Raw genomic sequence first — 22,487 nt, forward strand, 5'->3', positions numbered from 1 at the left:
GGAGGGTTCCACGGAGGGCTCCCCGACGCCGCGGATAGCGACGGCACGATGATCGAATCGACAAACGTCTCCCGGTACCGGCAACCGCTCCAGAAGACCGCCGGCCGCACTCCCGACCCGGTACGGGTTCTGTTCATCGGCGGAATGGGACGCAGCGGCAGCACGCTAGTCGAGCGGACCCTCGGCGAGTTGCCCGGCATGTACGCCCTCGGTGAGGTCGCGTTGCTGGCACAGCGCGTCTCGCGCGACGACGTGCGCTGCGGCTGCGGTGCCCCGTTCACCCGGTGTGAATTCTGGGCGGCCGTCGGCGAGCGGGCGTTCGGAGGGTGGCACAACATCGACGTCGAGCGCCTCCGGCGCCTCCATGCCGCGGTCGGCCGCAACCGGAGGCTGTTGCGGCTGTTGAGCCCGAGACCGGGCGCCGACCGGCTCGCCATGGCCAGCGAGTACGCCGAGCACTACTCCCGGATCTACGCCGCCGTCGGCAGGGTCACCGGCGCACGGGTCATCGTCGACTCCTCCAAGAACCCGGGGCTGGCCCTCTGCCTGCGTCGGGCACCGGGAATCGACCTGCGCGTACTGCACCTGCTGCGGGACCCGCGCGGCGTCGCGCATTCGTCGACCAAGCGGGTGGCCGAACCGGAGACCGACCGCACGACGTTCCTGCCGCGCCAGTCCCCGGCGCTCACCGCTGTGCAGTGGTCGGCCCAGAACGCGGCGTTCGACCTCTTCGCCGGCCTCCGCTGGGCCGGTTCGAAGCGCCGGCGGCAGCCGAACCCCGGCCACATGCCGGTGCGACGCCTGCGTTACGAGAGCTTCCTCGCCGATCCGCGGCGGGCCGTGCGCACGGTCGCCGAGTTCGCCGGGCTGCCCATCGGCGACGCCGATCTGTCCTTCCTGGACGACGATTCGGTGAAGCTGGGCGTCACCCACAGCGCGGCGGGCAATCCCATGCGATTCTCCACCGGGCGGATAGAGCTTCGCCTGGACGCCGCGTGGCAGACCGCGTTGGCACCCCGGTCCCGCCGGTTGGTGACTCTGCTGTGCGCGGCGCAACTCCTCGCCTACGGCTACCCGCTGACCTCCCGCGTCCAGGCCGCCGCCGACGAGGCCGCTGCGGTGCCCGCCGCCGACGAAGCCGAGGGCTGAGCGGCGACCGGCTCCGAGGCCGGGACGTGACCTGCCGCCAAAAAGATCGCGAATACTCCGGCGGCGAGGCTTCCCGCGACTAGATATTTAGTGCTATCCATACGGCACCGGTCCACCACCATCCCTGGAGGACAAGTGCGAAGCACGCGTCTGGTCACCCTCGCCATCGGAGTCGCCGCGGCCACCGCCGCCGCGCTCGCCATGGCCGCTCCCGCACAGGCGGCCTCTGCCGTCCGCTACGTCGCGCTCGGCGACTCGTACTCATCCGGCGTCGGCGCCGGCAGCTACATCAGCTCCAGCGGCTCCTGTGACCGCAGCACCAACGCCTACTCGGCGTTGTGGGCCGCGGCGCACGCCCCCGCCGCCTACACCTCGGTCGCCTGCTCGGGGGCGACCACGAGCACCGTCAACAACTCCCAGCTGTCGGCGCTGAGTTCGACCACCACCCTGGTGAGCGTCACGGTCGGCGGCAACGACGTCGGGTTCTCGAACATCATGGAGACTTGCGCGCTCCAGGGCACCGACGCCTGCGTCAGCGCCGTGCAGAGCGCGGAGAGCGTGGCTCAGTCGACGCTGCCCGGGCTGCTCAACACCACGTACAACAACATCCGTGCGCACGCACCCAACGCGAAGGTCGTGGTGCTCGACTACCCGGTGTTCTACCAGCTCGGTACCGTCTGTGTCGGGTTGAGCGCCACCTCGCACGCGAAGATTGACGAGGGCATCAACCTGCTCGACGGCATCCTGAGCACGGCCGCGTCCCAGCATGGCTTCACGTTCGGCGACGTCCGGTCCGTCTTCGTCGGACACCAGCTCTGCGGCAGCGGGACCAACTGGCTGCACGCCCTGAACTTCCTCGACATCACCGAGTCGTACCACCCGACGGCCTCCGGGCAGTCCGGTGGCTACCTGCCGGTGTTCACCGCCGCCGCCGGCTGACCACCGCTGTCCGCTCGCGACCGGTCCGGCTCGGCGTGCCTGTCACCGCGCGTCGACCCGGACCGGTCGCCGACCGGGACTGCGCGAGAATGGACGTCCATCCCCGCGTGAGGAGGCAGCCGCGTGACGACAGCCAATCCCGGCCCGGACGGCGGCGAGCCGCGCACGGCCTGGTTCACCCGGGCCCGGTTCGGCCTGTTCATCCACTGGGGCATCTACGCCGCCGCGGCCCGGCACGAGTGGGTCAAGTCCCAGGAGCGCCTGGACGACGCGCGGTACGACGCCTATTTCGACCACTTCGACCCGGACCTCTACGACCCCCGCGCGTGGGCGGAGGAGGCGTGGCGGGCCGGCATGCGGTACGTCGTGGTCACGTCCAAGCACCACGACGGATTCTGCCTGTGGGACTCGGCGCTGACCGACTACCGGGCGACCCGCACGCCGCACGGCAAGGACCTGCTGCGCCCACTGCTGGACGCGTTCCGTGACCGCGGCCTGCGCACCGGGCTCTACCACTCGCTGCTGGACTGGCACCACCCGCAGTACCCGGTCGACCTCCACCATCCGCAGCGCGACGACCCGGCGGTGCGGGCGCAGCCGCGCGACATCGGCCGGTACGCCGACTATCTGCACGGGCAGGTCCGCGAGCTGATGAGCGGGTACGGGCGCATCGACCTGGCCTGGTTCGACTTCTCCTTCCCCGGGCAGGGCGAGAACGCCAAGGGCGCGGCGCAGTGGCGATCGGAACAGCTGCTGGCGATGGTCCGCGAACTGCAGCCGCACATCCTCGTCAACGACCGGCTCGACCTCGGCGGCGGCGACATCATCACGCCGGAACAGGTGCAGCCGACCGCCGAACTGGTGGCCGGGTACCCGCCCGGCCAAGTCTGGGAGGCGTGTCACACGCTCAACGGCTCCTGGGGGTACGACCGGGACAACCTCGACTGGAAGTCCGCCGACCAGCTCATCCGGCTGCTGGTCGACACCGTCAGCCTGGGCGGCAACCTGCTGCTCAACGTGGGGCCGGACGCGCGCGGCCAGTGGGAGCCCAGGGCGATCGAGCGGCTGCGCGGGATCGGCGAGTGGATGCGGCTGCACGAGAGGTCGATCCGCGAGGCGGGGGCGAGCCGGTACTCGCCGCCGCCGGACGCCCGCTACACCCAGGCCGGCGACCGGCTGTACCTGCACCTGTTCTCTTGGCCGACGCGTCACGTCCACCTGCCCGGGCTGGCCGGTCGGGTGCGCTACGCGCAGTTCCTGCACGACGCGTCCGAGGTGCGGACGGTCACGGTGGATCCGCACGACACGGCGTCCACGGCGCTGCGCGGGGTACCGTCCGGCGCGCTGACCCTCGAACTCCCGGTGCGCCGGCCGGACGTGGCGGTACCGGTGGTCGAACTGTTCCTGGGCGGGCAGCGGTGACCGCGGCCGTCGGGCAGTCCATTGTGGACATAGCCGGAGACCTGGCGTACGCCGACTGGGTCCGGTCCCGCTACACCGGTTGGACCAGGGCCACCTGGCGGGCGCTGGCCGACGCCGCGCTGACGGCGGTCCGCCCGTACGCCTCGCCCGGCCACGCGCGCATCGACCTGCCCGGGCCGGCGAGCAGATCCGGTCCGGTCAGCGATGGGCTGGAAGGGTTCGCGCGCACGTTCCTGCTCGCCGCGTTCCGGCTGTCCGCCGACGGCGCCGACGATCCGGACAACGTCGCGGAGTGGTACGCGGACGGGCTGGCCGCCGGTACCGACGCGGCCAGCCCGTACCGCTGGCCGGATCTGGCCGAGCTGAACCAGGCCAGGGTGGAGTGCGCCTCGATCGCGCTGGCACTGCACGAGACCCGGCCGTGGATCTGGGACCGGCTCGACGACCCGGTACGGCAGCGGATCGTCGACTGGATGTCGGGGATGAACGGCGTGTTCGTCTGGGACAACAACTGGCTGTGGTTCCGCGCCGTGACCGAGGCGTTCCTGCGCTCGGTCGGCGCACCGATCCACGCCGACGACATCGACCTGGCCATCGCGCGCACAGACGAGTGGTACGTGGGCGACGGCTGGTACTCCGACGGTCCCGAGCCGCACCTGACCCCCGGCCGGGAGCACCTGCGCAACTTCGACAACTACAACGGCTGGGCAATGCACTTCTACCCGCTGTGGTATTGCCGGATGGCCGGCGAGCACGCCGAGCCCGGGCTGCGCGACCGCTGCCGGGCGCGGCTGCGCCGGTTCCTCGCCGACGCCCAGTACCTGGTCGGCGCGAACGGGGCACCACTGCTGCAGGGACGGTCGCTGACCTACCGGTACGCGATGCTCGCGCCGTTCTGGGCCGGGGCCATCTTCGACGCCACCCCGCTGGTCCCGGGCCTGACCCGGCGGCTGGCCAGCGGGGTGGTGAAGCACTTCGTGCGCAACGGCTGCTTCGACGAGCACGGGTTGCAGACCCTCGGCTGGTACCGGCCGTTCCCGCGGATCCGGCAGAACTACTCCGGTCCCGGGTCGCCGTACTGGTCCAGCAAGGGCTTCGCCGGGCTGGTCCTGCCGGCCGACCATCCAGTGTGGACGGACGCGGAAGAGGCCATGCCGGTCGAGCGCGCCGATGTCGCGGCGACGCTGGGCGCGCCCGGCTGGGTGGTGTCGGGTACCCGGGGCGACGGCGTGGTGCGGCTCGCCTGCCACGGTGGCGACCACGCCGACCCGAGGCGGCCGGGGCTCGACGACCCGGTGTACGCCCGGCTGGCCTTCTCCACGCACGCCGCGCCACAGCTGAGCGACGCGGCCAGGGCCGAGCCGCTGGATTCGCACACCGCCCTGCTCGACGCGGACGGCCGGCCGTCGCTGCGCCGGCCCTCGCACCGGGTACTGGTGGCCGGCCGGGTGGGAGTGTCCCGGTACCGCGCGCACTGGGCGCTGGGCGACGACCGGTACCTGCTCGGGCCGTGGGTGACGACGGCCTCGGTGCTGCGCGGCGCCGTCGAGGTGCGGCTGGCCCGGGTGGACGCCTCGCCGCCGACCGGCTCGGTTGAGCCGGCTGTATCGGCTGCATCGGTTGAGCCGGTCGCGCCCGGGCCGTGGCGGCTGCGCTTCGGCGGCTGGGCGCTGGCCAGTTCCGATCGGCCGGCCGAGTCGCGGGGCGGCACCCCGGACGCGCCGGTCGTGTGGGTACGCCGCGACGACCGGCTGGCCAGTACCGTCGCCGGGCTGCGCGGGCTGACCGGCGCCGGCCTGGCGTACGCGAGCGACGCGGACCCGTTGGGCGCCACCAGCGCCGTACCGTGGGTGGCCACGGACGGGCCGGTCGCGTTCGGTGAGGCCTACGCCGCCGTGGTGGTGCTGTCCGGGCGGATCGCCGGTACCGAGGCGACCGGCGGCGTGACGCTGTCGGTGAGCACCGGCGGGGACGGTACCGAGGTGACCGTACGGTGGGCGGACGGCGAAACCGACCCGGTACGCCTGGATCCACCGTGAGTCAGGCTTCGCCGGACCGGCCGTCGCGGCCGGGCTCCGCGATCGGACCGACCAGCCCGGCGACGGCGCGCACGAACGCGTCGTTGTCGACGGCGCCGTCCCACGCGGTCTGGAGCATCAGCCCCTGGTAGATCGCGATGAGTACCCGGGCCAGGGCGTCCGGCTCGACGCCGGCCGGCAGGCCGCGATCGCGCTCGACGCCCCGGATCGTCTCCGCCGCCAGCTCCCGGAACCGGTCGACGCCGCCTCGGGCCAGCTCGGCGATGGTGGGGGAGCGCAGTGCCTCGGCCCAGACCTGGACACCCAGCCGGAGGTCGGCGGCTGAGTCGGGCGCTCCGACCGCGCCCAGCATGGTGAGGTACGCGGGCAGAGGGCCGTTCCCGGCCTCGGCCGGGCCTTGAAGTGCCGGCGTCTCCGCCCCGGGCGGGCTCTGCGGCGCAGCCTCCGCCGGGCTCTGCGGCCCAGCGTTAGCCGGGCTCTGCGGCGCCGCCTCGGGCGGGCTCGACGGCGCCGGTGGGGCCGAGCCGGTCAGCAGCCGCTCCCGGTGTTCGTGCCACTGCCCGACGATCGCCGCGATGACGTCGTCCTTGCCGGCGAAGTACCGGTAGACCAGGCCCGCGCTGATCCCGGACTCGCGCACGATGTCCTGCATCGAGGTGCGGTGGAACCCCTGGCGGGCGAAGCACGCCGCCGCCGCGTCCAGGATCTCCCGCCGGCGTGCCTGCCGGTGCGCGTCGCTGACCTTCGGCATCTAGCGCACCTCCGCCGCGACGATGCGGTAGAAGGACGCGGTGGGTTCGTCGCGGCCCAGCGGCGTCAGGTACCGGGCCGCCGCGTCGCGGGTGGACAGGTCAGTGGTCAGGGTCAGCCCGCGCTCGGCCAGGTATCCGGGCAGCTCGGCGGGGTCGAAGCCGAACGTCCACGGCTCGCCGGCGTCGCGTACCGCGGCCTGCCACTTGGCCAGCCCGTCGAACCGCCGGCTGCCGTCCAGCGCGGCCCGGTCCACGTAGGTGAAGATGATCCGGCTGCCCGCGCCGGTCGCCCCGGCCAGGAAACGCAGCGTCGCGTCCACCGCGCCGGCGGTCAGGTAGTTCGTCACGCCTTCCCAGATGACGACGGTCCGCACGCCGTGCCGGAAGCCGGCCCGGCCCAGCTCGGTGTCGAGGTCGTCGTGCAGCAGGTCGGCGGGGACGAAGCTTATCTGCCGCGCCGACGCGCCGATCAACCGTCGCTTGGCCGCCTGGGTGGCCGGGTGGTCGACCTCGAACACGGTCGCGGCGGCCGCCGCCGGAATCCGGTACGCCCGGCTGTCGTACCCGGCGCCGAGCAGCACGATCTGCGTGGCTCCGCCGGCCAGCGCCTCGGTCAGCAGGTCGTCGATGAGCCGGGTGCGTACCACGGCGGAGCCGCGCGGCCCGCCCGACCAGTGCGTGTCGATGTACCGCTCGAAGCGGCGCCCGAGCGCCGGCACCCGGGCCAGGGACGCGACCAGGCGGTAGCGGGGGGACAGGAAGCGTGCCGCGTAAGGGTCGTCGAAGAGCCGGTCCCGGCGCCGGGACGACTCCAGCGCCCGGAACAGCGCCACGTGCTCCGCGGTACGGCTGGCTCGGTTGGTCTCCATGCGGCCACCATAATGAATGAACGATCATTTTTCTACCGCCCGCCGAAGTGCCTCGGGAAGCTGCGCCGCCGAAGTGCCTCGGGAAGCTGCGCCGCCGAAGTGCGCTGGAGAACTGCGCCGGAAAGGTGCGCCGCCGGAGTTTGCTGTCGACGCCCGCCGGAGACGCGGCGCCGCCGCGGGGGTGTGATCCAGGCAACGCGGCCGGCTTGCCCGGAATTACCCGATAGCCGGATAGGTTCCACTGAACATGTCTGAACAGGTGCAGACCGTGAAGCATCGGCACATCGCCGAGACGCTGGCCCGGGAGATCCGTGGGGGTTCTCCGGCCAACGGCGCCAAGCTGCCCGGAGAACACGCGCTGGCCGTCCGGTTCGGGGTCAGCCGCAACACCGTCCGGCAGGCGCTGGCCGAGTTGGCCCAGCGCGGGATGATCGCGACCGAGTCCGGTAAGGGCTCGTTCGTCACGTTCGACGATCGGCCCCTCGACCAGCGACTCGGCTGGGCACGAGCGCTGGCCGGGCAGGGCGTGACCACCGGGACCCGGACGGTACGCATGGAACTTATCCGCGACCCGGGCCTGGCCGCGCGCCTCGGCCTGGACGACGACGAGTTCCTGGCGCTGGACCGGGTCCGCGCCATCGTGGACGGTCAGCCGATCTCGCTGGAGTGCGCCCGCGTGCCCGCTGTCGGGCCGCTGCGCGCCGCACCCCGCGACGGCCTGGTCGGCGACTCGCTGACCGCGACGCTGCACGCCGCCGGCCGGTACGCCGACCACGGCGAAGAGCGCATCGACGTCCTCGCGCTCAACGAGGAACAGGCGGAGCTGCTGGGCCGGGCGCCCGGCGACACGTTCCTGCACACCCAACGGATCAGCCGAACCCTGCGCGGTGAACTGGTCGAGCACACCGACAGCCTGCTCGACCCCGCCCGGTTCCAGATCCGGCTCCAGTTCGGGGGACAGCAATGACCATTGAGGAACAGCGGCCGGCGGGCCGCGACGATACCGGCGGCGGGGCGGCCACCGACCTGTCCCGGGCCCGGGGCGCGCTGTCCGGCCTGGCCATCGGCGACGCGCTGGGCATGCCGACCCAGTCCCTGTCCCGGCAGCGGATCGTCGCCCGCTACGGCGAGCGCCTGGCCGGCTTCGCGGCGGGGGAGGCGGACCAGCCGATCGCGCCGAACCTGCCCGCCGGGTCGGTCACCGACGACACCGAGCAGGCCATGCTGGTCGGCCGGTTGCTCGTGGCCGGTCACGGGCACATCGACCCCGGGACGCTCGCCGCCGAGTTGCTCGCCTGGGAGGCCGGCATGGCCGCCCGTGGCTCACTCGACCTGCTCGGCCCGTCCACCAAGCGGGCGGTCGCGGCCGTGCAGGCCGGGGTACCCGTGGACCAGGCCGGCCGGTACGGCGACACGAACGGCGCGGCGATGCGGATCGCGCCGGTCGGCGTCGCGGTACCGGCGAACGACCTGCCGGCCCTCATCGACCGGGTGGTGGAGGCGAGCGCGGTCAGCCACAACACCGGCGTCGCGCTGGCCGCCGCGTCGGCCGTCGCCGCCGCGGTCAGCGCCGGCATGGCGGGAGCCGGTATGGCGGAGGCCACCGGTCAGGCCGTCGCGGCGGCCCGGTTGGGCGCCGAGCGCGGCTACTGGATCGCCGGCGCCGACATCGCGAGCCGCATCGAGTGGGCCACCGACCTGGTACGCGGCCTGACGCCGGCCGCCGCCGCGGAGCGCGTCTACCGCCTGGTCGGTACGAGCGTGGCCAGTACCGAGTCGGTACCGGCGGCGTTCGCCGTCCTCGCCGTGTACCCCGACGATCCCTGGCAGGCAGTCCTGCTCGCCGCCTCCCTGGGCGGCGACTGCGACACCATCGCCGCGATGGCCGGCGCGATCGCCGGGGCTGTCCACGGGATCGAGAGCTTCCCCACCACCGCGGTCGACACCGTCCGCGACGTCAACAACCTGGACCTCGACCGGCTCGCCGGGCAACTGCTCGATCTGCGCGAAGCCGGCCGGCCAGTCCGCACGACGAAGGTGTGAATCTGATGTCACAGCAAGAGAACCGATTCGGTGCCGTCGAGACCCGCGGCATCGAACCGGTACCGGAAGGGCAGCGTACGGGCAGCGCCCGCCAGCTGTTCTGGGTCTGGTTCGCGGCCAACATCTCGATCCTCGGCCTGCCACTCGGCGCGACCCTGGTCGCGCTGCGCACCCTCAACCTCTGGCAGGCGCTGATCGTCGGGGCGATCGGCTCGTTCGGATCGTTCGCCCTGGTCGGTCTGATCAGCGTGGCCGGCAAGCGTGGCGGCGCGCCGAGCATGACCCTGTCCCGGGCCGCGTTCGGACCGCACGGCAACAAGGGACCGACCCTGGTGTCCTGGCTGTCGCGGGTGGGCTGGGAGACGGTGAACACCACCACCGCCGCCTTCGCGCTGCTCGCCCTGCTGGACATCGCGTTCGGGTGGAGCTCCACGTCGCTGCTGACCGTCGTCACCATCCTGGTGTTCGTCGCCGCGACGCTGGCCGTGTCCGGCCTCGGGCACGCCACCCTGCTGGTCATCCAGAAATGGGCCACCTACGTGTTCGGCGCGCTGAACGTCGTGGTCGCCGGCTTCCTGATCGACCGGGTCAACTGGCACGCCGTGGCGCACGCGCCGGCCGCGCCGGTCTCGACGATCATCGTCGGTATCGGCACGATCGCCGCGGGTACCGGTATCGGCTGGGCCAATGCCGGCGCCGACATGGCCCGGTACCAGCCGCGCCGCGCGTCCGGCGCCCGGCTGGTGGCCTCGGCTGCGGCCGGCGCGGGTATCCCGCTCGTGCTGCTGATCACGCTCGGCGGGCTGCTGTCCTTCGGCGACAACAGCCTGGCGGTGGCCTCCGACCCCGTGGCCGCGATCCAGCAGATGCTGCCGGCGTGGATGGCCGTGCCGTACCTGATCGCCGCGTTCGGCGGCCTGCTGCTGTCCAACAACCTGTCGGTGTATTCCGCCGGGCTGACCCTGATCACGCTGGGCGTGCGGCTGCGCCGTACCCTCGCGGTCGGCTTGGACGTGGTGCTCACCCTGGCCGGCGCGATCTACCTGATGCTGATCGCGAAGAACTTCTATGGTCCGTTCATCACGTTCATCTCGCTGCTCGCGGTGCCGATCACCGCCTGGGTCGCGGTGTTCCTCATCGACATGATCTGGCGCAAGGACTACGACGCCGAGGGCCTGATGGACACCCGTCGCGGCGGCCGGTACTGGCACCACGGCGGCGTGGGCTGGCCGGCGTTCATCGGCTGGCTCGCCGGCATCGGCGTCGGGCTGCTGTTCACCGTGGCCGAGACGTCCGCCGACGATGTCTGGTTCGCCGGGCCGCTGGCCCACACCTGGTTCGGCCGCAACGGGCTCGGCTGGGTGGTCGCGTTCGTCGTCGCCGGGGCCATCTACCTGCCGTTCGCGGCGCTGCGACACCGGCGCGGGCAGGCGGCCACGCCGGCCGCCGTACCGGCCCCGCCGGTCGCTCCGGTGGGGGCGGCCCGGTCATGATCGAGCGCCTGGTCCACGTCGGGAACGTCGTCATCGACCTGGTGATGAACGTGCCGGCACTGCCGGTACGCGGTGGCGACATGCTTGCCCACTCGTCGCAGGTGACGGCGGGCGGCGGGTACAACGTGATGACGGCGGCCAGGCGCCAGGGGCTGCCGGTGACGTACGCGGGAGCGCACGGCACCGGCCCCTTCGGCGACCTGGCACGCCGGCAGCTGGCGGAAGCCGGCATCGACATCGCCCAGCCGGCCACCGCGGGCGTGGACACCGGGTTCGACGTCGCGCTCGTCGACGCCCAGGGGGAGCGGACGTTCGCCACCAGCCTGGGCGCCGAGGCGCGCCTGGAGCGGCAGGACCTCGACGCGGTACCGGTGGGGCCGAGCGACGCGGTGTACGTCTCCGGGTACGGGCTGGTCTACCCGTCCAACGGGCCGGCCATCGCCGGCTGGTTGGGCGGGCTGCCCGACCGCACGCTGGTGGTCACCGATCCCGGGCCGCTGGTCTCGGACATCCCGGAGCCGGTCCGCGACGCGGTGCTGAAGCGCACCGACTGGTGGAGCGCCAACCTGCGGGAGGCTCAGACGCTGACCGGCCAGTCCGATCCGGTACGGGCGGCCGAGGCGCTGTCCGAGCGCACCGGCCGCTCCGGCGTCCTGGTGCGTATCGGGCCGGACGGCGCCGTGGTGAAGGAACGGGGCCGTCCCGCCGTGGTGGTACCCGGATTCCCGGTGGCCCAGGTGGACGCGAACGGCGCCGGGGACGCCCACGTCGGCGTGTTCATCGCCGGGCTGGCCCACGGCCTGAGCCCGGTCGAGGCGGTACGCCGGGCGAACGCGGCCGCGGCGATCGCGGTCACCCGCTCCGGACCCGCGACGGCACCGACCGCCGCCGAGACGGACGAGTTCCTGGCCGCCGCGCGGGCCCTGCGCTGACTCGGTCCCCGCGTGGGGGCAGCGCGGCTGTCCTTCGTGCCGGCGCGTTCGCTCAGCGACCGCGCCAAGCGGGCGGGTTGTCGTTGAGGCGGTGCGTACCGGGTTCCGACGGGTTCATCGTGGGCCGCTGGACCGGGAAGATGACGTGATCCCGCCGGTCGTCGGCGCCCGCCCTCCCGGCATTGCCGGCGGCGGCCTTCCCCGCCGCGGCGTTGGCAGCGGCGGGGTTTCGCGTGGCGGCGTTTCGCGCGGCGAGATTCGGGGCTGCGAGATTCGGGGCGGCGGCGTTCGGCGTACCGGCTACCGCGTCGCGCTGCCGGCTGTCGCTCGCCGGCTCGATCAGCAACGCGTATGCCAGGATGACGCAGACCAGCAGCACGAAGATCAGAATCGCGGGCACGAAGTCGAGCGCGCTGACACCGGACAGGGCTTTCATGGTCATGGTGCGCCGCACGTGCATCGCCGCCATGCCGGTGTAGTGCATCGCGGTCACCGCGACGGCCATGATGGCGGCGGCGATGGTGATCCAGCGCGCGCGCCGCACGGTCACCGTGAACCAGAGCGCGACGATGGCCGCGACGATCGCGATCGCGAAGGACAGGGCGACCAGAGTCGTGTCGTACGAGACGCTCGCGTCCATCCGTACCGCCGAGACACCGCTGTAGTGCATGGCGGCGACGCCGACCCCGGTGAACAGCCCGGCGGCGATGATCCTCAGGGCGCTCGGCCGGCTGAATCCGACGATGAACAGCCCGGCTCCGACGACGAGTACCGCGATCAGCCAACTGGCGATGGTGATCGGTATGTCGTAGTTGACGTCGGTGCCGTTGACCGTGAAGCCGATCATGGCGACGAAGTGCATGACCCAGATGCCGGTACCGCCGATGGCCCAGGCGCCCAGCACGAGCCAGCGGGTACGGATCGATCGGGTGGCGGTCCGGCGCGCCCGGGCGGTGGCCACGAGCCCGAGGAGGCAGCCGAGGTACGAGAAGGCGAACGCCAGAACCGGCGTCACCCAGGAGCCTAGCGATACCACGTGTATCCACACCGTTCGGGAGCAGGGCTTCGGCGGCACTGATCATCAGCGCCACCTTGGCATGCTCTCCCGGGCACCCTGGTGGATCAAGTACACGTTCGGTCCGGTACGGTCCCCGACCGGTCAGCGCCCACTGGTCCGGCTAACTGCAATTGGTTGGTCCGTTCGACCGAGACGTATCGACGCCCGACGGAGGGGTTGTTCGCCGCACACGTTGAGCAGGGTCGATGTCCCGCGACGGCGAGCTCGTTCATGGGGGAGCGAGGAGACTGGGCCTGCTGGAGCAGTCGCAACTGGCTCAGGCATCGGGGATGACGCAGTCGGCTGTGCCCCGATTCGAGGCCGGGGGCACGGTTCCGACACTGCCCGTGCTGGAGCGCCTGGCGGCCGCTCTGGGCGTGGGCCTCACCGTGAAATTCGAGTCGCGCGACGCGGCGTAGCTCGACTCCTCCGCGCGGCGCGACCCGGGAAGTCCACGTTCGTCGGGCGTAGCGCGCCCCTTTCCGCCGTACGCCAGGCGAACGGTGGCCGGCAGGGAGTCGGTACCGGCAGATCGACCGAGACCGTTGGGCGCACTGGGCCGACCGTTGAGCGACCCAGGACAAGCCGGAGGCGATCTTCCATTGGCGGGCGTGGCACGGCGAACGAGACTGGCGCCACATCCCAACCCCTGAACCACCCCCGCCGTGGAGCCGACATGGGCAGACACGAAAAGCTGATCGATCCCGCCAACTGGGCCAGCCTCAAGCCGTTCGGCATCGGCGAGGGGCGGCCGAACAACTACCTGGAAATCGTCAAGGCGGTACGCGAGAACCGCGACCGGCTCGGGTACGCGTGGCGGATCCTGCGGCGCGGTACCTGCGACGGCTGTGCTCTGGGTACCAAGGGCATGCGGGACTGGACCATGGACGAGGTCCACCTGTGCAACGTCCGGCTGCGACTGCTGCGCCTGAACACCATGCCCCCACTGGATTCCGCGCTGCTGCGCGACGCCGGCGGACTGGCCCGGCGCTCCAGCGCCGAGCTGCGTGAGCTGGGCCGGCTGCCCGAGCCGATGGTGCGCCGGGCCGGCGAGCCCGGATTTACCCCGATCGACTGGGATTCCGCGCTGGAACTGGTGGCGGCGCGGCTGCGCGAGTCCGACCCGCGCCGTGCCGGGTACTACCTGACCAGTCGCGGCGTACCCAACGAGAACTACTTCGCCGCCCAGAAGGCGGTCCGCGCGCTGGGCAGCAACTCCATCGACAACGCCGCCCGGATCTGCCACTCGCCGAGCACATTCGGGCTCAAGGGGGCGCTCGGCGTCGCCGCGACCACATGCTCCTACCGCGACTGGATCGGCTCGGATCTCATCGTGTTCGTCGGGTCCAATGTGGCCAACAACCAGCCCGTCGCGATGAAGTACCTGTACCACGCCAAGAAGGCGGGTACGAAGGTGGTCAGCGTGAACGCGTACCGCGAGCCAGGCATGGAACGGTACTGGGTACCGTCCAATGTGGAGAGTGCGGTGTTCGGCACCAAGGTGACCGACCGCTTCTTCGACATCAACGTCGGCGGCGACATCGGGTTTCTCAACGGCGTGTTCAAGCACCTGGTCGAGCACGGCTGGCTGGACCGGTCGTTCGTCGACGAGCACACCACCGGCTTCGCGGAACTGGTGGCCACGCTGGACGGGCAGTCCTGGGAGGACCTGGAGGCGCTGTCCGGCTCGACCCGCCAGGAAATGCTCGCCCTGGCCGAGATGCTGCGCGACGCGCGTACCGCGGTGTTCGTCTGGAGCATGGGCATCACTCAGCACGAGTTCGGTGAGGACAACGTGCGGGCCATCATCAACCTGGGCCTGTCCAAGGGATTCGTCGGCCGGGCCAACTGCGGCCTGATGCCGATCCGCGGGCACTCGGGGGTGCAGGGCGGTGCGGAGATGGGCGCGTACGCGACCGTGCTGCCCGGCGGGGTACCGATCGACGAGGCCAACGTGGCGCGCCTGTCGGCGCTGTGGGGTTTCCCGGTGCCGGACTGGACCGGGCTGACCGCGCCGGAGATGATCGACGCCGCGCACGAGGGCGAGCTGGACGTCCTGGTCAGCTCCGGCGGGAACTTCCTCGAAGTGCTGCCGGATCCGGCATACTGCCGGCGCGCGCTGTCCCGCATTCCGCTGCGGGTACACGTGGACATCTGCCTGTCCAGCCAGATGCTGGTCGACCCGGCGGACGTGGTGCTGCTGCTGCCGGCGCAGACGCGGTACGAGATGGCCGGCGGGGTGACCGAGACGTCCACCGAGCGGCGGGTCATCTTCAGCCCGGAGATACCCGGGCCCCGGGTTCCGTCGGCCTGGCCGGAGTACCGCATCTTCGGCGAGCTGGCCGCGCGGGCGCGTCCGGAGCTGGCCTCCTCGGTGCGGTACGGCAACACCGCCGCGATCCGCGCGGACATCGCCCGCGCCATCCCGAGTTACCAGGGGATCGAGAAGCTGGCCGGGTTCGGCGACGAGTTCCAGTACGGCGGTCCGCACCTGTGCGCCGACTGGCGATTCCCGACGCCGGACGGCAAGGCCCGCTTCTCCGCGGTGCGGCTGCCCGACCTGCGCCGCCCGGACGGCACCTTCATGGTCGCCACCCGGCGGGGCAAGCAGTTCAACAGCATGGTGCACGAGCGGCGCGACCCGCTCAACGGCGCGGTCCGGGAGGCCGTGCTGATGAACCCGCACGACGCCGACCGGCTCGGCCTGCCCGACGGTGCCGCCGTCGTGCTGACCAGCGCGAGCGGCAGCCTGACCGGCCGGGTACTGCGCGCACCGGTCACCCCGGGCAATCTCCAGGTGCACTGGCCAGAGGGTGAGGTGCTCATCGATCGTTCACGGCGCTCGCCACAGGCCGTGATGCCGGACTACAACGCGGTGGTGCGGGTCGAACCGGCCAGCCAATCCCGTGTATCGACGCCCGATTCCGCCCCGGAGGTGACCCGATGACTCCTGCCACTGACTCCGCCAGCCCGGTCCGGTACCGCTGGTGGCTCGCCGCGGCCGGCGTGCTGCTGCAGCTGTCGCTCGGCGCGGTGTACGCGTGGAGCGTGTTCAGTAAGGCTCTGCAAAAGGACAACGCGTTCGCACTGACCAAGTCGCAGGCGGCGCTGCCGTTCTCGGTGACGATCGGCATGATTTTCCTGGGCAGCTTCGTCGGCGGCCGGTTGCAGGACCGCCGCGGTCCGCGCGTCGTCGCGCTGGCCGGCGGCGTCGTCTACGCGATCGGCGTCCTGCTGGCCGGCGTGTCCAGCAACAAGGACCAGCTGTGGCTGCTCGTCGGCGGGTACGGGGTGATCGCCGGCTTCGGTCTCGGCCTGGGGTACATCGTTCCGGTGGCGATGCTGCAGAAGTGGTTCCCGGACCACCGCGGGCTCATCACCGGCATCGCGGTCGGCGGCTTCGGCTTCGGCGCGGTGGTCACCTCGCCGATCGCGCAGCGCCTGGTCGACCACTACCACCAGGTGCCGACCCGGTCGTTCCTGTGGCTGGGCGTGGGATACCTGATCCTCGCGCTGGTCGGCGCGTCGTTCTTCCGCAACCCGCCCGAGGGGTACCAGGTGCCCGGATGGCAGCCGAAGACGGCGGCCGGCGGGGCCGGCGGGGACGACTACACGCCGGGAGAGGCGCTGCGCACCCCGCAGTGGTACCTGCTGACCGGGATCCTCACGCTGAACGTGCTGGCCGGCATCAGCCTGATCTCGGTCGCTTCCTCGGCGGCGACCGACATCGCCGGGTACAGCACGGCCGCCGCGGCGACGTTCACCGGCGTGATGGGCCTGTTCAACGGCGGCGGCCGGATCTTCTGGGGTTGGCTGTCCGAGCATGTCGGCCGGATGCGGGCCTTCACCGGGATGCTGTTCCTGCAGGGCGTCTGCTTCCTGGTCCTGCCACACGCGGGCGCGCCGGCCCTGTTCGCGGTGCTGGGTGCGGTGGTGTACCTGTGCTACGGCGGCGGCTTCGGCACCATGCCGGCGACCGCGGGGGACCACTTCGGCCTGCGCAGCGCCGGCGCCATCTACGGGTTGATGCTGCTCGGCTGGAGTCTCGGCGGCGTGGTCGGGCCGCTGCTCGTGGCGGGCCTGATCGACGGCAAGGTCTACACGGCGGCGTTCACCACGATCGGCATCATCGCCCTGGTCGCGATCGTGCTGCCGCTGCTGACCCGCCGGCCGGCGGTCCGGACGCCGTCCACCGTGCCGCCCGCCCCGGACGCGCCCGCCCCGGACGCCCCCGCGGTGGCCTGAGAGTGCGGGAAGCGGCGGGGTGGGGCGGCGAAGCCGCCCCACCCCGCCGCCGTCAGGCGAGGCCATGTGACGATGGGCGCCATGATCCTCCTGGAACCGGACGACCGGGCGCTGCACGGATACTTCTCCCGGGACTACGCCCCGGTGGTGACCGTCGCGCCGGGCGACTCGGTACGGGTACGGACGCTCGACGCGTTCTGGTCCGCCGGCCCGTTTGCCGGTGGCGAACACGCGGACCGGCCGAAGGTGCCGCAGCACCGCTCCGGGTACGGGCACGCGCTCACCGGCCCGATCGCCGTGACGGGAGCCCAGCCGGGAATGGCGCTGGAGGTACGCATCGACGCCGTGGTACCGGCGTCCTGGGGCACCACGGTCTCCGGCGGCCGGCCGACCTCGTTCAACACCCGGTACGGCGTGACCGACAGCACCGTGGTGCACACCTGGGACCTGGACGTGACCGCCGGGATCGGGCGCAACCAGTACGGGCACAGCGTCGCGCTGCACCCGTTCCTCGGCGTGATGGGGATGCCCCCGGCCGAAGCCGGCGAGCACTCGACGATCCCGCCCCGGACCCACGGCGGCAACCTCGACTGCAAGGAACTGGTCACCGGCAGCACCCTGTACCTGCCCGTACCGGTGCCGGACGCGTTGTTCTCGGTCGGCGACGGGCACGCCCGGCAGGGCGACGGGGAGGTCGGCGGTACCGCGATCGAATGTCCGATGGACCGGGTGGACCTGACCTTCGGGCTACGCGAGGACCTGACGCTGACCGGACCGGTGGCGCACACGCCCGCCGGGTGGGTGACCATGGGGCTGGGCGACAACCAGACCGACGCCACCTACCACGCGCTGGAGTCGATGTTCGCGCTGCTCGGCAGGCTGTACGGGGTATCTCGGCGGGACGCCATCCCACTGGCCAGCGTGGCCGTCGACCTACGCGTCACGCAGATCGTCAATCACGTGGTCGGCGTCCACGCCGTGCTACCACCCGGGGCCATCCGCTAGGCCATATCACGTGGCCTGTGCTCGCCTACGGCCGCGCCAGGCGGCGGTTCGGACCCACGCGCGCCGCGACCCGGTCGAGCGCGTCGCGGTAGTCGGGCAGCGGCGACATGGCCACCGCCAGCCGCAGGTGCGGCAGCGCCTCGGAGGGTCGACTCATCCGCTCCAAAGTCCGGCCCAGCACGTGATGGGCGAAATGGTCGCTGGGGTCCCGTTCCACCAGTGCGCGCAACTCGGTCTCGGCGCGCCGCAGCTGCGCCGAGCCGAAGTAGGCGAGGGCGAGCTGGAGCCGGACACCCGAGTTGGTCGGCTCCGCCTCGATGACCTGCTCCAGGATCCGGGCGGCTTCCGTGGGGTCGCCGGCCTCCAGGTACAGGCCCGCCCGCTGGTACTCCGCGATGGGATCCACGATGGTCCTCCTTGCCGCCGATCGAACGCCTGCCTATCCGGTAGCGGACAACGCGGGCCCGGCGGCGGCTATTCCGGGCGGCCGTTCGCGCACGGCGGGTCGAACCGCAGCTCCGGGATGTACTGACGCCACTGCGCCCGGTCGAGCACCCCGCCGGTGACCGCGCAGATCCGCCGCGCCGCCTGGCCGGCGTCCAGCTCGGTCAGCGCGAGGGTGTGGTCGTCGCTGGCGCTGGCGAGCACCTGGCGGTGGGGGTCCGGTCCGAAGGCCACCTCGTCGATCGGGGCGGTGTGCCCGATCAGCGGCTGGCCCATCGCGGTCGGATGCGCCGGATCGGTCACGTTCCACAGCCGGATCGTGTCGTCCTGGCTGCTGCTGGCCAGCGTGCGCCCGTCCGCGCTGAACGACACCGAGTAGACGAAGCTGGTGTGGCCGGTCAGGTTCTGTCCGATCCGGACCGGGTGGGCCGGGTCGCGGACGTCCCACAGCCGTACGGAGTGATCCTGGTTCGCGGTCGCCAGGGTGTGCCCGTCCGGGCTGAACGCCACGTCGAGTACGCCACCGCTCTGGCTCTCCAGCGGGGTGGCCACCGCGACCGGGGAATCCGGGTCGCTGACGTTCCACAGCCGTACCGTGTCGTCCGCACCGGCGCTGGCCAACAGCGTCCCGTCGGCGCTGAACGCCACCGCGTGCACCCCGTGGGCGGCCGTGACGTCGCCCTGCTGGAGCATCGCCGCCCGGCGGGGGTTGGCCGGGTTCGTGACGTCCCACAGCTGGATGGTGCCGTCGAGGTCCGCGACGGCGAGCACCCCGTTCGCGCTGAACCGCACGGTGCTCACCTCGCCGGTACCGGCCTGCAGCGCACCGCCCAACTGGCGCGGATGGTCCGGCTGGCTGACGTCCCACAGCAGTACCGTCCTGTCCCGGCTGCCGGTCGCCAGGATCGGCTGCCGCGGATCGAACGCCACACTGATCACGGCGTTGTGGTGAGCGGTCAGGGGCTCCCCCCGTTGCGTCGGGTGAGCCGGGTCGGTGACGTCCCACAGCCGTACCGTGCCGTCGGTGCTGGCCGTGGCCAGCAGGTCGCCGTCCTTGGTGAACGCCACCCCGTTGAGGTAACTGGGACAGGCCACCACCGTGTGCGGGAGGTCCCACAGCCGTACCGTCTTGTCCCCGCCCGCGCTGGCCAGGGTGCCGTCCGGGCTGAACGCGAGCCAGTACACGTACCCGGTGTGACCGGTCAGGGGTTCCCCGAGCGGCAGCGCGTGAGCCGGGTCGGTGACGTTCCACAGCCGGATGCCCTGGTCCGCGCCGGCGGTGGCCAGCGTCCGGCCGTCCGGGCTGAACGCCACCGCGAACACCGTGTCGTCGTGCCCGGTCAGCCCGTCGCCGAGCGGTACCAGGCGGGTGGGGTCATGGACGTCCCACAGCCGGGCGGTGTGGCGGACGCCCACGCTGGCCAGTGTGTTGCCGTCCGGGCTGAACGCGGTCGCGAGTACCGCGCCGGTGCTGCCCACGGCGGTTGCGGACAGCACCGGGTGGCTCGGGTCCGTGACGTTCCACAGCCCGATCCGGCCGTCGTGTCCGGCGGTCGCGACGAGGTGCCCGTCCGGGCTGAACTCGGCCGACGCGAGCGCGTCCGAACCGGCCAGCACGCCCGGCCCCCACGGCTGCGCGTGAGCCGGGTCGCTGACGTTCCACAGCCGGAAGGTGGCGTCGTCGCCGGCGCTGACCAGCGTCCGGCCGTCCGGGCTGAACGCCACCGAGAACGTGATGCCCCGGTGCGCGGCCAGATGGGCCAGCCGTCGCGGGTGCCGGGGATCGGCGATGCCCCACAGGCCGACCGTACCGTCGCGGTCGGCGGTCGCCAGCGTCTTCCCGTCCGGGCTCACCGCGACCCAGTACACGCTCTTCCGGTCGGCCTGCACCGGGTCGCCGTACGGGACCGGGCGGGCCGGGTCGGACAGGTTCCACAGCCGGACCGTGCCGTCCTTGGCGCCGGTGGCCAGCAGCTTGCCGTCGCGGCTGAACGCGACCCCGAACACGGTGTCCTTGAACCCGCCGAGAGAGATGGCCAGCGGCGCGGTCTCGGTGCTGAGCAGGTCGGTATAGGTCTGCGGGGTCGGCTGGATCCGGTGCGCGGCGAGGCTGAGCTGGGCGGACAACGACACGTCGGTCGCCCGTACCTGCTCACCCTCCACAGTGGTCTGCGTGCCGACCGCGCGGTTGAGATCCTGCCGGGCCGCGGAGCGCTGCTGGAGCGCCACCCCGGCCGCCGCCGACGCGATCAGGGTCAACGCCGAGAGCACGACGAGGGCGGCGGTGCGCATCCGGGCCGCGCGGCTCTCCTGCCGCTTCGACGCGGTCAGGAACTGCGCGATGCCTCCGTCGATGGGCAGGTCGTCGCGGTGGTACTGGGCCCATTCCAGCGCCGCGGCCAGCCGGCCGCCCCGGTACAGCGCGCCGGGATCGTGCCCCTCCCGCTCCCAGAGCGTGGTCGCGTCGGCGAGCTGCTGGTGCATGAGCAGCCCGGCGCGGTCCTGATCGATCCAGCCACGCAGGCGCGGCCAGGCGTGCAGCAGCGCCTCGTGGGTCAGCTCGACGGTGCTCACGTCGACGGTGACCAGCCGCGCGTTGGCCAGCGCGTCGACCACCGGTGCGGTCCCGGGGTCGAGCTGGTCGCGGTTGACCCGCCGCTTCGTGTCGTCGGTGCCCTCGCCGAGCGCGACCAGCCGCAGGAACACGCCGCGCGCCAGCCGCTGCTGCTCGGCGGTCAGGCCGGTATACACCGACTCCGCGGTGCGGGCCAGGGCGTGGCGCATCCCGCCGGACGCCTCGTACCCGACCAGCGTGAGCGTGTTTCCCCGGCGCCGTGACCAGGTCTCCCGCAGCGCGTGGGAGACCAGGGGCAGCACGCCGGCCTGCCCGGTCGCGTCGGCGACCACCCGGGCCACCAGCGCGCCCTCGATCGTGCACCCGGCGTCGGTGGCCGGCTGGCTCACCGCGCGCCGCAGCTCCTCGGTGCTCATCGGACCGACCAGAAGCTGAGCGTCGCGCAGCGCGTCGACCAGGTCCGGGTACTCCATGCAGTGCGCGTAGAAGTCGGACCGCACCCCCAGCACGACCCGGGTACGGCTGTTGTCGGCGCGGGCCGCGGCGGTCAGCGCGGCGATGAACGCGGTGCGTTCCCGCTGGCTGTGGCACAGGGTGAAGACCTCTTCGAACTGGTCCACCACGATGAGCAGTTCGCCGTCGTCGGCCCGGCGTGCCGGCCGGTCGCCCCCGCCGCCGGCCGGTGTCGCGCCCCGCGGACCCGCGGTCAGTGCCTGCAGCGCGCTCAGGTGCAGCGCCAGCGGATCGGTGTTCAGCTCCCGGTGCAGCGTCGCGGCGGAGCCGCCGGTCAGGGCGGCGAGCCGTGCCGCGCACTCCTCCAGCGGGTGCGACCCGGGGGTGAACAGCAGCGGGAGCCGCCCGTCTTCGCTCAGCTTCGGGATCAGGCCGGCACGCAGCAGCGAGGACTTGCCGGAGCCCGAGGCGCCGAACGCGATCACCACCCGGTGCTTGCGTACTCGCGCGATCAGGTCCTCGGTCAACTGCTCCCGGCCGAAGTACCGTCCGGCGTCGTCGGGGCCGAAGGCGGCCAACCCGGCGTACGGGCAGCGGCGCGCATCCTCGGCGTCGGTGGACTCGTCCGGTACCGGCTCGGCCAGCTCCGCGGCGACCTCGTGCCAGCGGGCCTCCCAGCCGGACGGATCGCCACCGCACGCGCGCACGTACGCCCGCGTGACCGACAGGCTGGGCAGCCGCCGCCCGCCCGCCGCGTCGGCGAGCGTGGTCGACGAGTAGTGGGCCCGCCTGGCCAACTCCCGGTATGGCGGGCTTCCCGCCTTCTCCCGCAACCGGCGCAGGTCAGCGGCGAAATTGGTCAAGGCTTGATCGTCGGTGTCGAGCGGTCGCTCTGTGCGCGGCACGGCTATCTCACCCTTCGACGAGACATCCCACGAATGGGGCGGCCGAAAGCCAGCATTTCCGCCGCGCGGCCATTATCCGGAGGTTGTTGTCCGGCGTCCACCCATCGACACCGGACAACCCGGCGGACGTATAAACCAGCACGTCGGCGGTGTTGCTCGCACGGC

The 22,487-nt window shown here is 72.2% G+C and carries 17 protein-coding genes; 12 read left to right on the forward strand and 5 right to left on the reverse strand.

What is annotated here, in order from left to right; translation table 11 throughout:
• The first annotated feature begins 48 nt into the window (after positions 1-48).
• The 4 genes from Raf01_RS44830 (at position 49) to Raf01_RS44845 (ending at position 5,549) form a co-directional block, all read left to right on the forward strand.
• On the forward strand, positions 49-1,149 hold the full coding sequence (locus Raf01_RS44830) for a sulfotransferase (protein ID WP_203924274.1): 1,101 nt from the start codon (positions 49-51) through the stop codon (positions 1,147-1,149).
• A 135-nt stretch (positions 1,150-1,284) separates the two neighbouring features.
• Positions 1,285-2,088, forward strand: a complete 804-nt coding sequence (locus Raf01_RS44835) for an SGNH/GDSL hydrolase family protein (protein WP_275413198.1) — start codon at positions 1,285-1,287, stop codon at positions 2,086-2,088.
• 123 nt (positions 2,089-2,211) lie between these two features.
• On the forward strand, positions 2,212-3,510 hold the full coding sequence (locus tag Raf01_RS44840) for an alpha-L-fucosidase (RefSeq protein ID WP_203924275.1): 1,299 nt from the start codon (positions 2,212-2,214) through the stop codon (positions 3,508-3,510).
• Positions 3,507-5,549, forward strand: coding sequence for a DUF2264 domain-containing protein (locus tag Raf01_RS44845; protein ID WP_203924276.1), 2,043 nt, complete (start codon positions 3,507-3,509; stop codon positions 5,547-5,549). Before Raf01_RS44840 ends, Raf01_RS44845 begins: the two co-directional genes overlap by 4 nt.
• A gap of 1 nt (position 5,550) precedes the next feature.
• Here the strand turns inward: Raf01_RS44845 and Raf01_RS44850 are convergent, their stop codons facing one another.
• Positions 5,551-6,300 carry a TetR/AcrR family transcriptional regulator gene (locus Raf01_RS44850; RefSeq protein ID WP_203924277.1) on the reverse strand — a complete coding sequence of 250 codons (750 nt, stop codon included), beginning with the start codon at positions 6,298-6,300 and terminating at the stop codon, positions 5,551-5,553.
• Complete coding sequence (locus Raf01_RS44855; protein WP_203924278.1) at positions 6,301-7,170, reverse strand: class I SAM-dependent methyltransferase; 870 nt, start codon at positions 7,168-7,170, stop codon at positions 6,301-6,303.
• A 247-nt stretch (positions 7,171-7,417) separates the two neighbouring features.
• On the opposite strand from Raf01_RS44855, the gene Raf01_RS44860 reads away from it, so the two are divergent.
• The 4 genes from Raf01_RS44860 to Raf01_RS44875 are packed head-to-tail and all read left to right on the forward strand — an operon-like array spanning position 7,418 to position 11,638.
• Positions 7,418-8,137 carry a GntR family transcriptional regulator gene (locus Raf01_RS44860; RefSeq protein WP_203924279.1) on the forward strand — a complete coding sequence of 240 codons (720 nt, stop codon included), beginning with the start codon at positions 7,418-7,420 and terminating at the stop codon, positions 8,135-8,137.
• Positions 8,134-9,213: an ADP-ribosylglycohydrolase family protein gene (locus tag Raf01_RS44865; RefSeq protein ID WP_203924280.1), complete on the forward strand. Its 1,080-nt coding sequence runs from the start codon at positions 8,134-8,136 to the stop codon at positions 9,211-9,213. Before Raf01_RS44860 ends, Raf01_RS44865 begins: the two co-directional genes overlap by 4 nt.
• A gap of 5 nt (positions 9,214-9,218) precedes the next feature.
• Positions 9,219-10,706: a purine-cytosine permease family protein gene (locus Raf01_RS44870; protein ID WP_203924281.1), complete on the forward strand. Its 1,488-nt coding sequence runs from the start codon at positions 9,219-9,221 to the stop codon at positions 10,704-10,706.
• Positions 10,703-11,638 (forward strand): PfkB family carbohydrate kinase, encoded by a 936-nt coding sequence (locus tag Raf01_RS44875; RefSeq protein WP_203924282.1) that lies wholly within the window; start codon positions 10,703-10,705, stop codon positions 11,636-11,638. The genes Raf01_RS44870 and Raf01_RS44875 overlap by 4 nt, the downstream gene beginning before the upstream one ends.
• A gap of 52 nt (positions 11,639-11,690) precedes the next feature.
• Here Raf01_RS44875 and Raf01_RS44880 read toward each other — a convergent pair whose 3' ends face one another.
• Entirely contained in the window at positions 11,691-12,653 is a 963-nt protein-coding gene (locus Raf01_RS44880) for an MHYT domain-containing protein (protein ID WP_203924283.1), read from the reverse strand.
• A gap of 248 nt (positions 12,654-12,901) precedes the next feature.
• Here Raf01_RS44880 and Raf01_RS44885 point away from each other — a divergent pair, with 248 nt between their 5' ends.
• From Raf01_RS44885 to Raf01_RS44900, 4 genes are all read left to right on the forward strand, one after another.
• Positions 12,902-13,114: a helix-turn-helix domain-containing protein gene (locus Raf01_RS44885; protein ID WP_203924284.1), complete on the forward strand. Its 213-nt coding sequence runs from the start codon at positions 12,902-12,904 to the stop codon at positions 13,112-13,114.
• A 257-nt stretch (positions 13,115-13,371) separates the two neighbouring features.
• Positions 13,372-15,642: an FdhF/YdeP family oxidoreductase gene (locus Raf01_RS44890; RefSeq protein ID WP_203924285.1), complete on the forward strand. Its 2,271-nt coding sequence runs from the start codon at positions 13,372-13,374 to the stop codon at positions 15,640-15,642.
• Positions 15,639-16,940 carry an L-lactate MFS transporter gene (locus Raf01_RS44895; protein ID WP_203924286.1) on the forward strand — a complete coding sequence of 434 codons (1,302 nt, stop codon included), beginning with the start codon at positions 15,639-15,641 and terminating at the stop codon, positions 16,938-16,940. The genes Raf01_RS44890 and Raf01_RS44895 overlap by 4 nt, the downstream gene beginning before the upstream one ends.
• Positions 16,941-17,021: 81 nt before the next feature.
• Positions 17,022-17,945 (forward strand): acetamidase/formamidase family protein, encoded by a 924-nt coding sequence (locus Raf01_RS44900; protein WP_203924287.1) that lies wholly within the window; start codon positions 17,022-17,024, stop codon positions 17,943-17,945.
• A gap of 25 nt (positions 17,946-17,970) precedes the next feature.
• On the opposite strand, the gene Raf01_RS44905 is transcribed toward Raf01_RS44900, so the two are convergent.
• Together Raf01_RS44905 and Raf01_RS44910 are read right to left on the reverse strand one after the other, a co-directional pair.
• Entirely contained in the window at positions 17,971-18,351 is a 381-nt protein-coding gene (locus tag Raf01_RS44905) for a tetratricopeptide repeat protein (RefSeq protein ID WP_203924288.1), read from the reverse strand.
• 68 nt (positions 18,352-18,419) lie between these two features.
• A complete protein-coding gene (locus Raf01_RS44910) occupies positions 18,420-22,280 on the reverse strand; it encodes an nSTAND1 domain-containing NTPase (RefSeq protein ID WP_239134475.1) in 3,861 nt (1,286 codons plus the stop codon).
• Between the last annotated feature and the right edge of the window lie 207 nt (positions 22,281-22,487).

The sequence above is a fragment of the Rugosimonospora africana genome (genome assembly GCF_016862975.1).
In the GTDB taxonomy this organism is placed as follows: Bacteria; Actinomycetota; Actinomycetes; order Mycobacteriales; family Micromonosporaceae; genus Rugosimonospora; species Rugosimonospora africana.

Bases quoted from the DNA above. Each gene is read 5' to 3' on its own strand.
- Raf01_RS44830 (WP_203924274.1), top strand. From the start codon at position 49: ATGATCGAATCGACAAACGTCTCCCGGTACCGGCAACCGCTCCAGAAG.
- Raf01_RS44850 (WP_203924277.1), bottom strand. From the start codon at position 6,300: ATGCCGAAGGTCAGCGACGCGCACCGGCAGGCACGCCGGCGGGAGATC.
- Raf01_RS44855 (WP_203924278.1), bottom strand. From the start codon at position 7,170: ATGGAGACCAACCGAGCCAGCCGTACCGCGGAGCACGTGGCGCTGTTC.
- Raf01_RS44860 (WP_203924279.1), top strand. From the start codon at position 7,418: ATGTCTGAACAGGTGCAGACCGTGAAGCATCGGCACATCGCCGAGACG.
- Raf01_RS44865 (WP_203924280.1), top strand. From the start codon at position 8,134: ATGACCATTGAGGAACAGCGGCCGGCGGGCCGCGACGATACCGGCGGC.
- Raf01_RS44870 (WP_203924281.1), top strand. From the start codon at position 9,219: ATGTCACAGCAAGAGAACCGATTCGGTGCCGTCGAGACCCGCGGCATC.
- Raf01_RS44875 (WP_203924282.1), top strand. From the start codon at position 10,703: ATGATCGAGCGCCTGGTCCACGTCGGGAACGTCGTCATCGACCTGGTG.
- Raf01_RS44885 (WP_203924284.1), top strand. From the start codon at position 12,902: ATGTCCCGCGACGGCGAGCTCGTTCATGGGGGAGCGAGGAGACTGGGC.
- Raf01_RS44890 (WP_203924285.1), top strand. From the start codon at position 13,372: ATGGGCAGACACGAAAAGCTGATCGATCCCGCCAACTGGGCCAGCCTC.
- Raf01_RS44895 (WP_203924286.1), top strand. From the start codon at position 15,639: ATGACTCCTGCCACTGACTCCGCCAGCCCGGTCCGGTACCGCTGGTGG.
- Raf01_RS44900 (WP_203924287.1), top strand. From the start codon at position 17,022: ATGATCCTCCTGGAACCGGACGACCGGGCGCTGCACGGATACTTCTCC.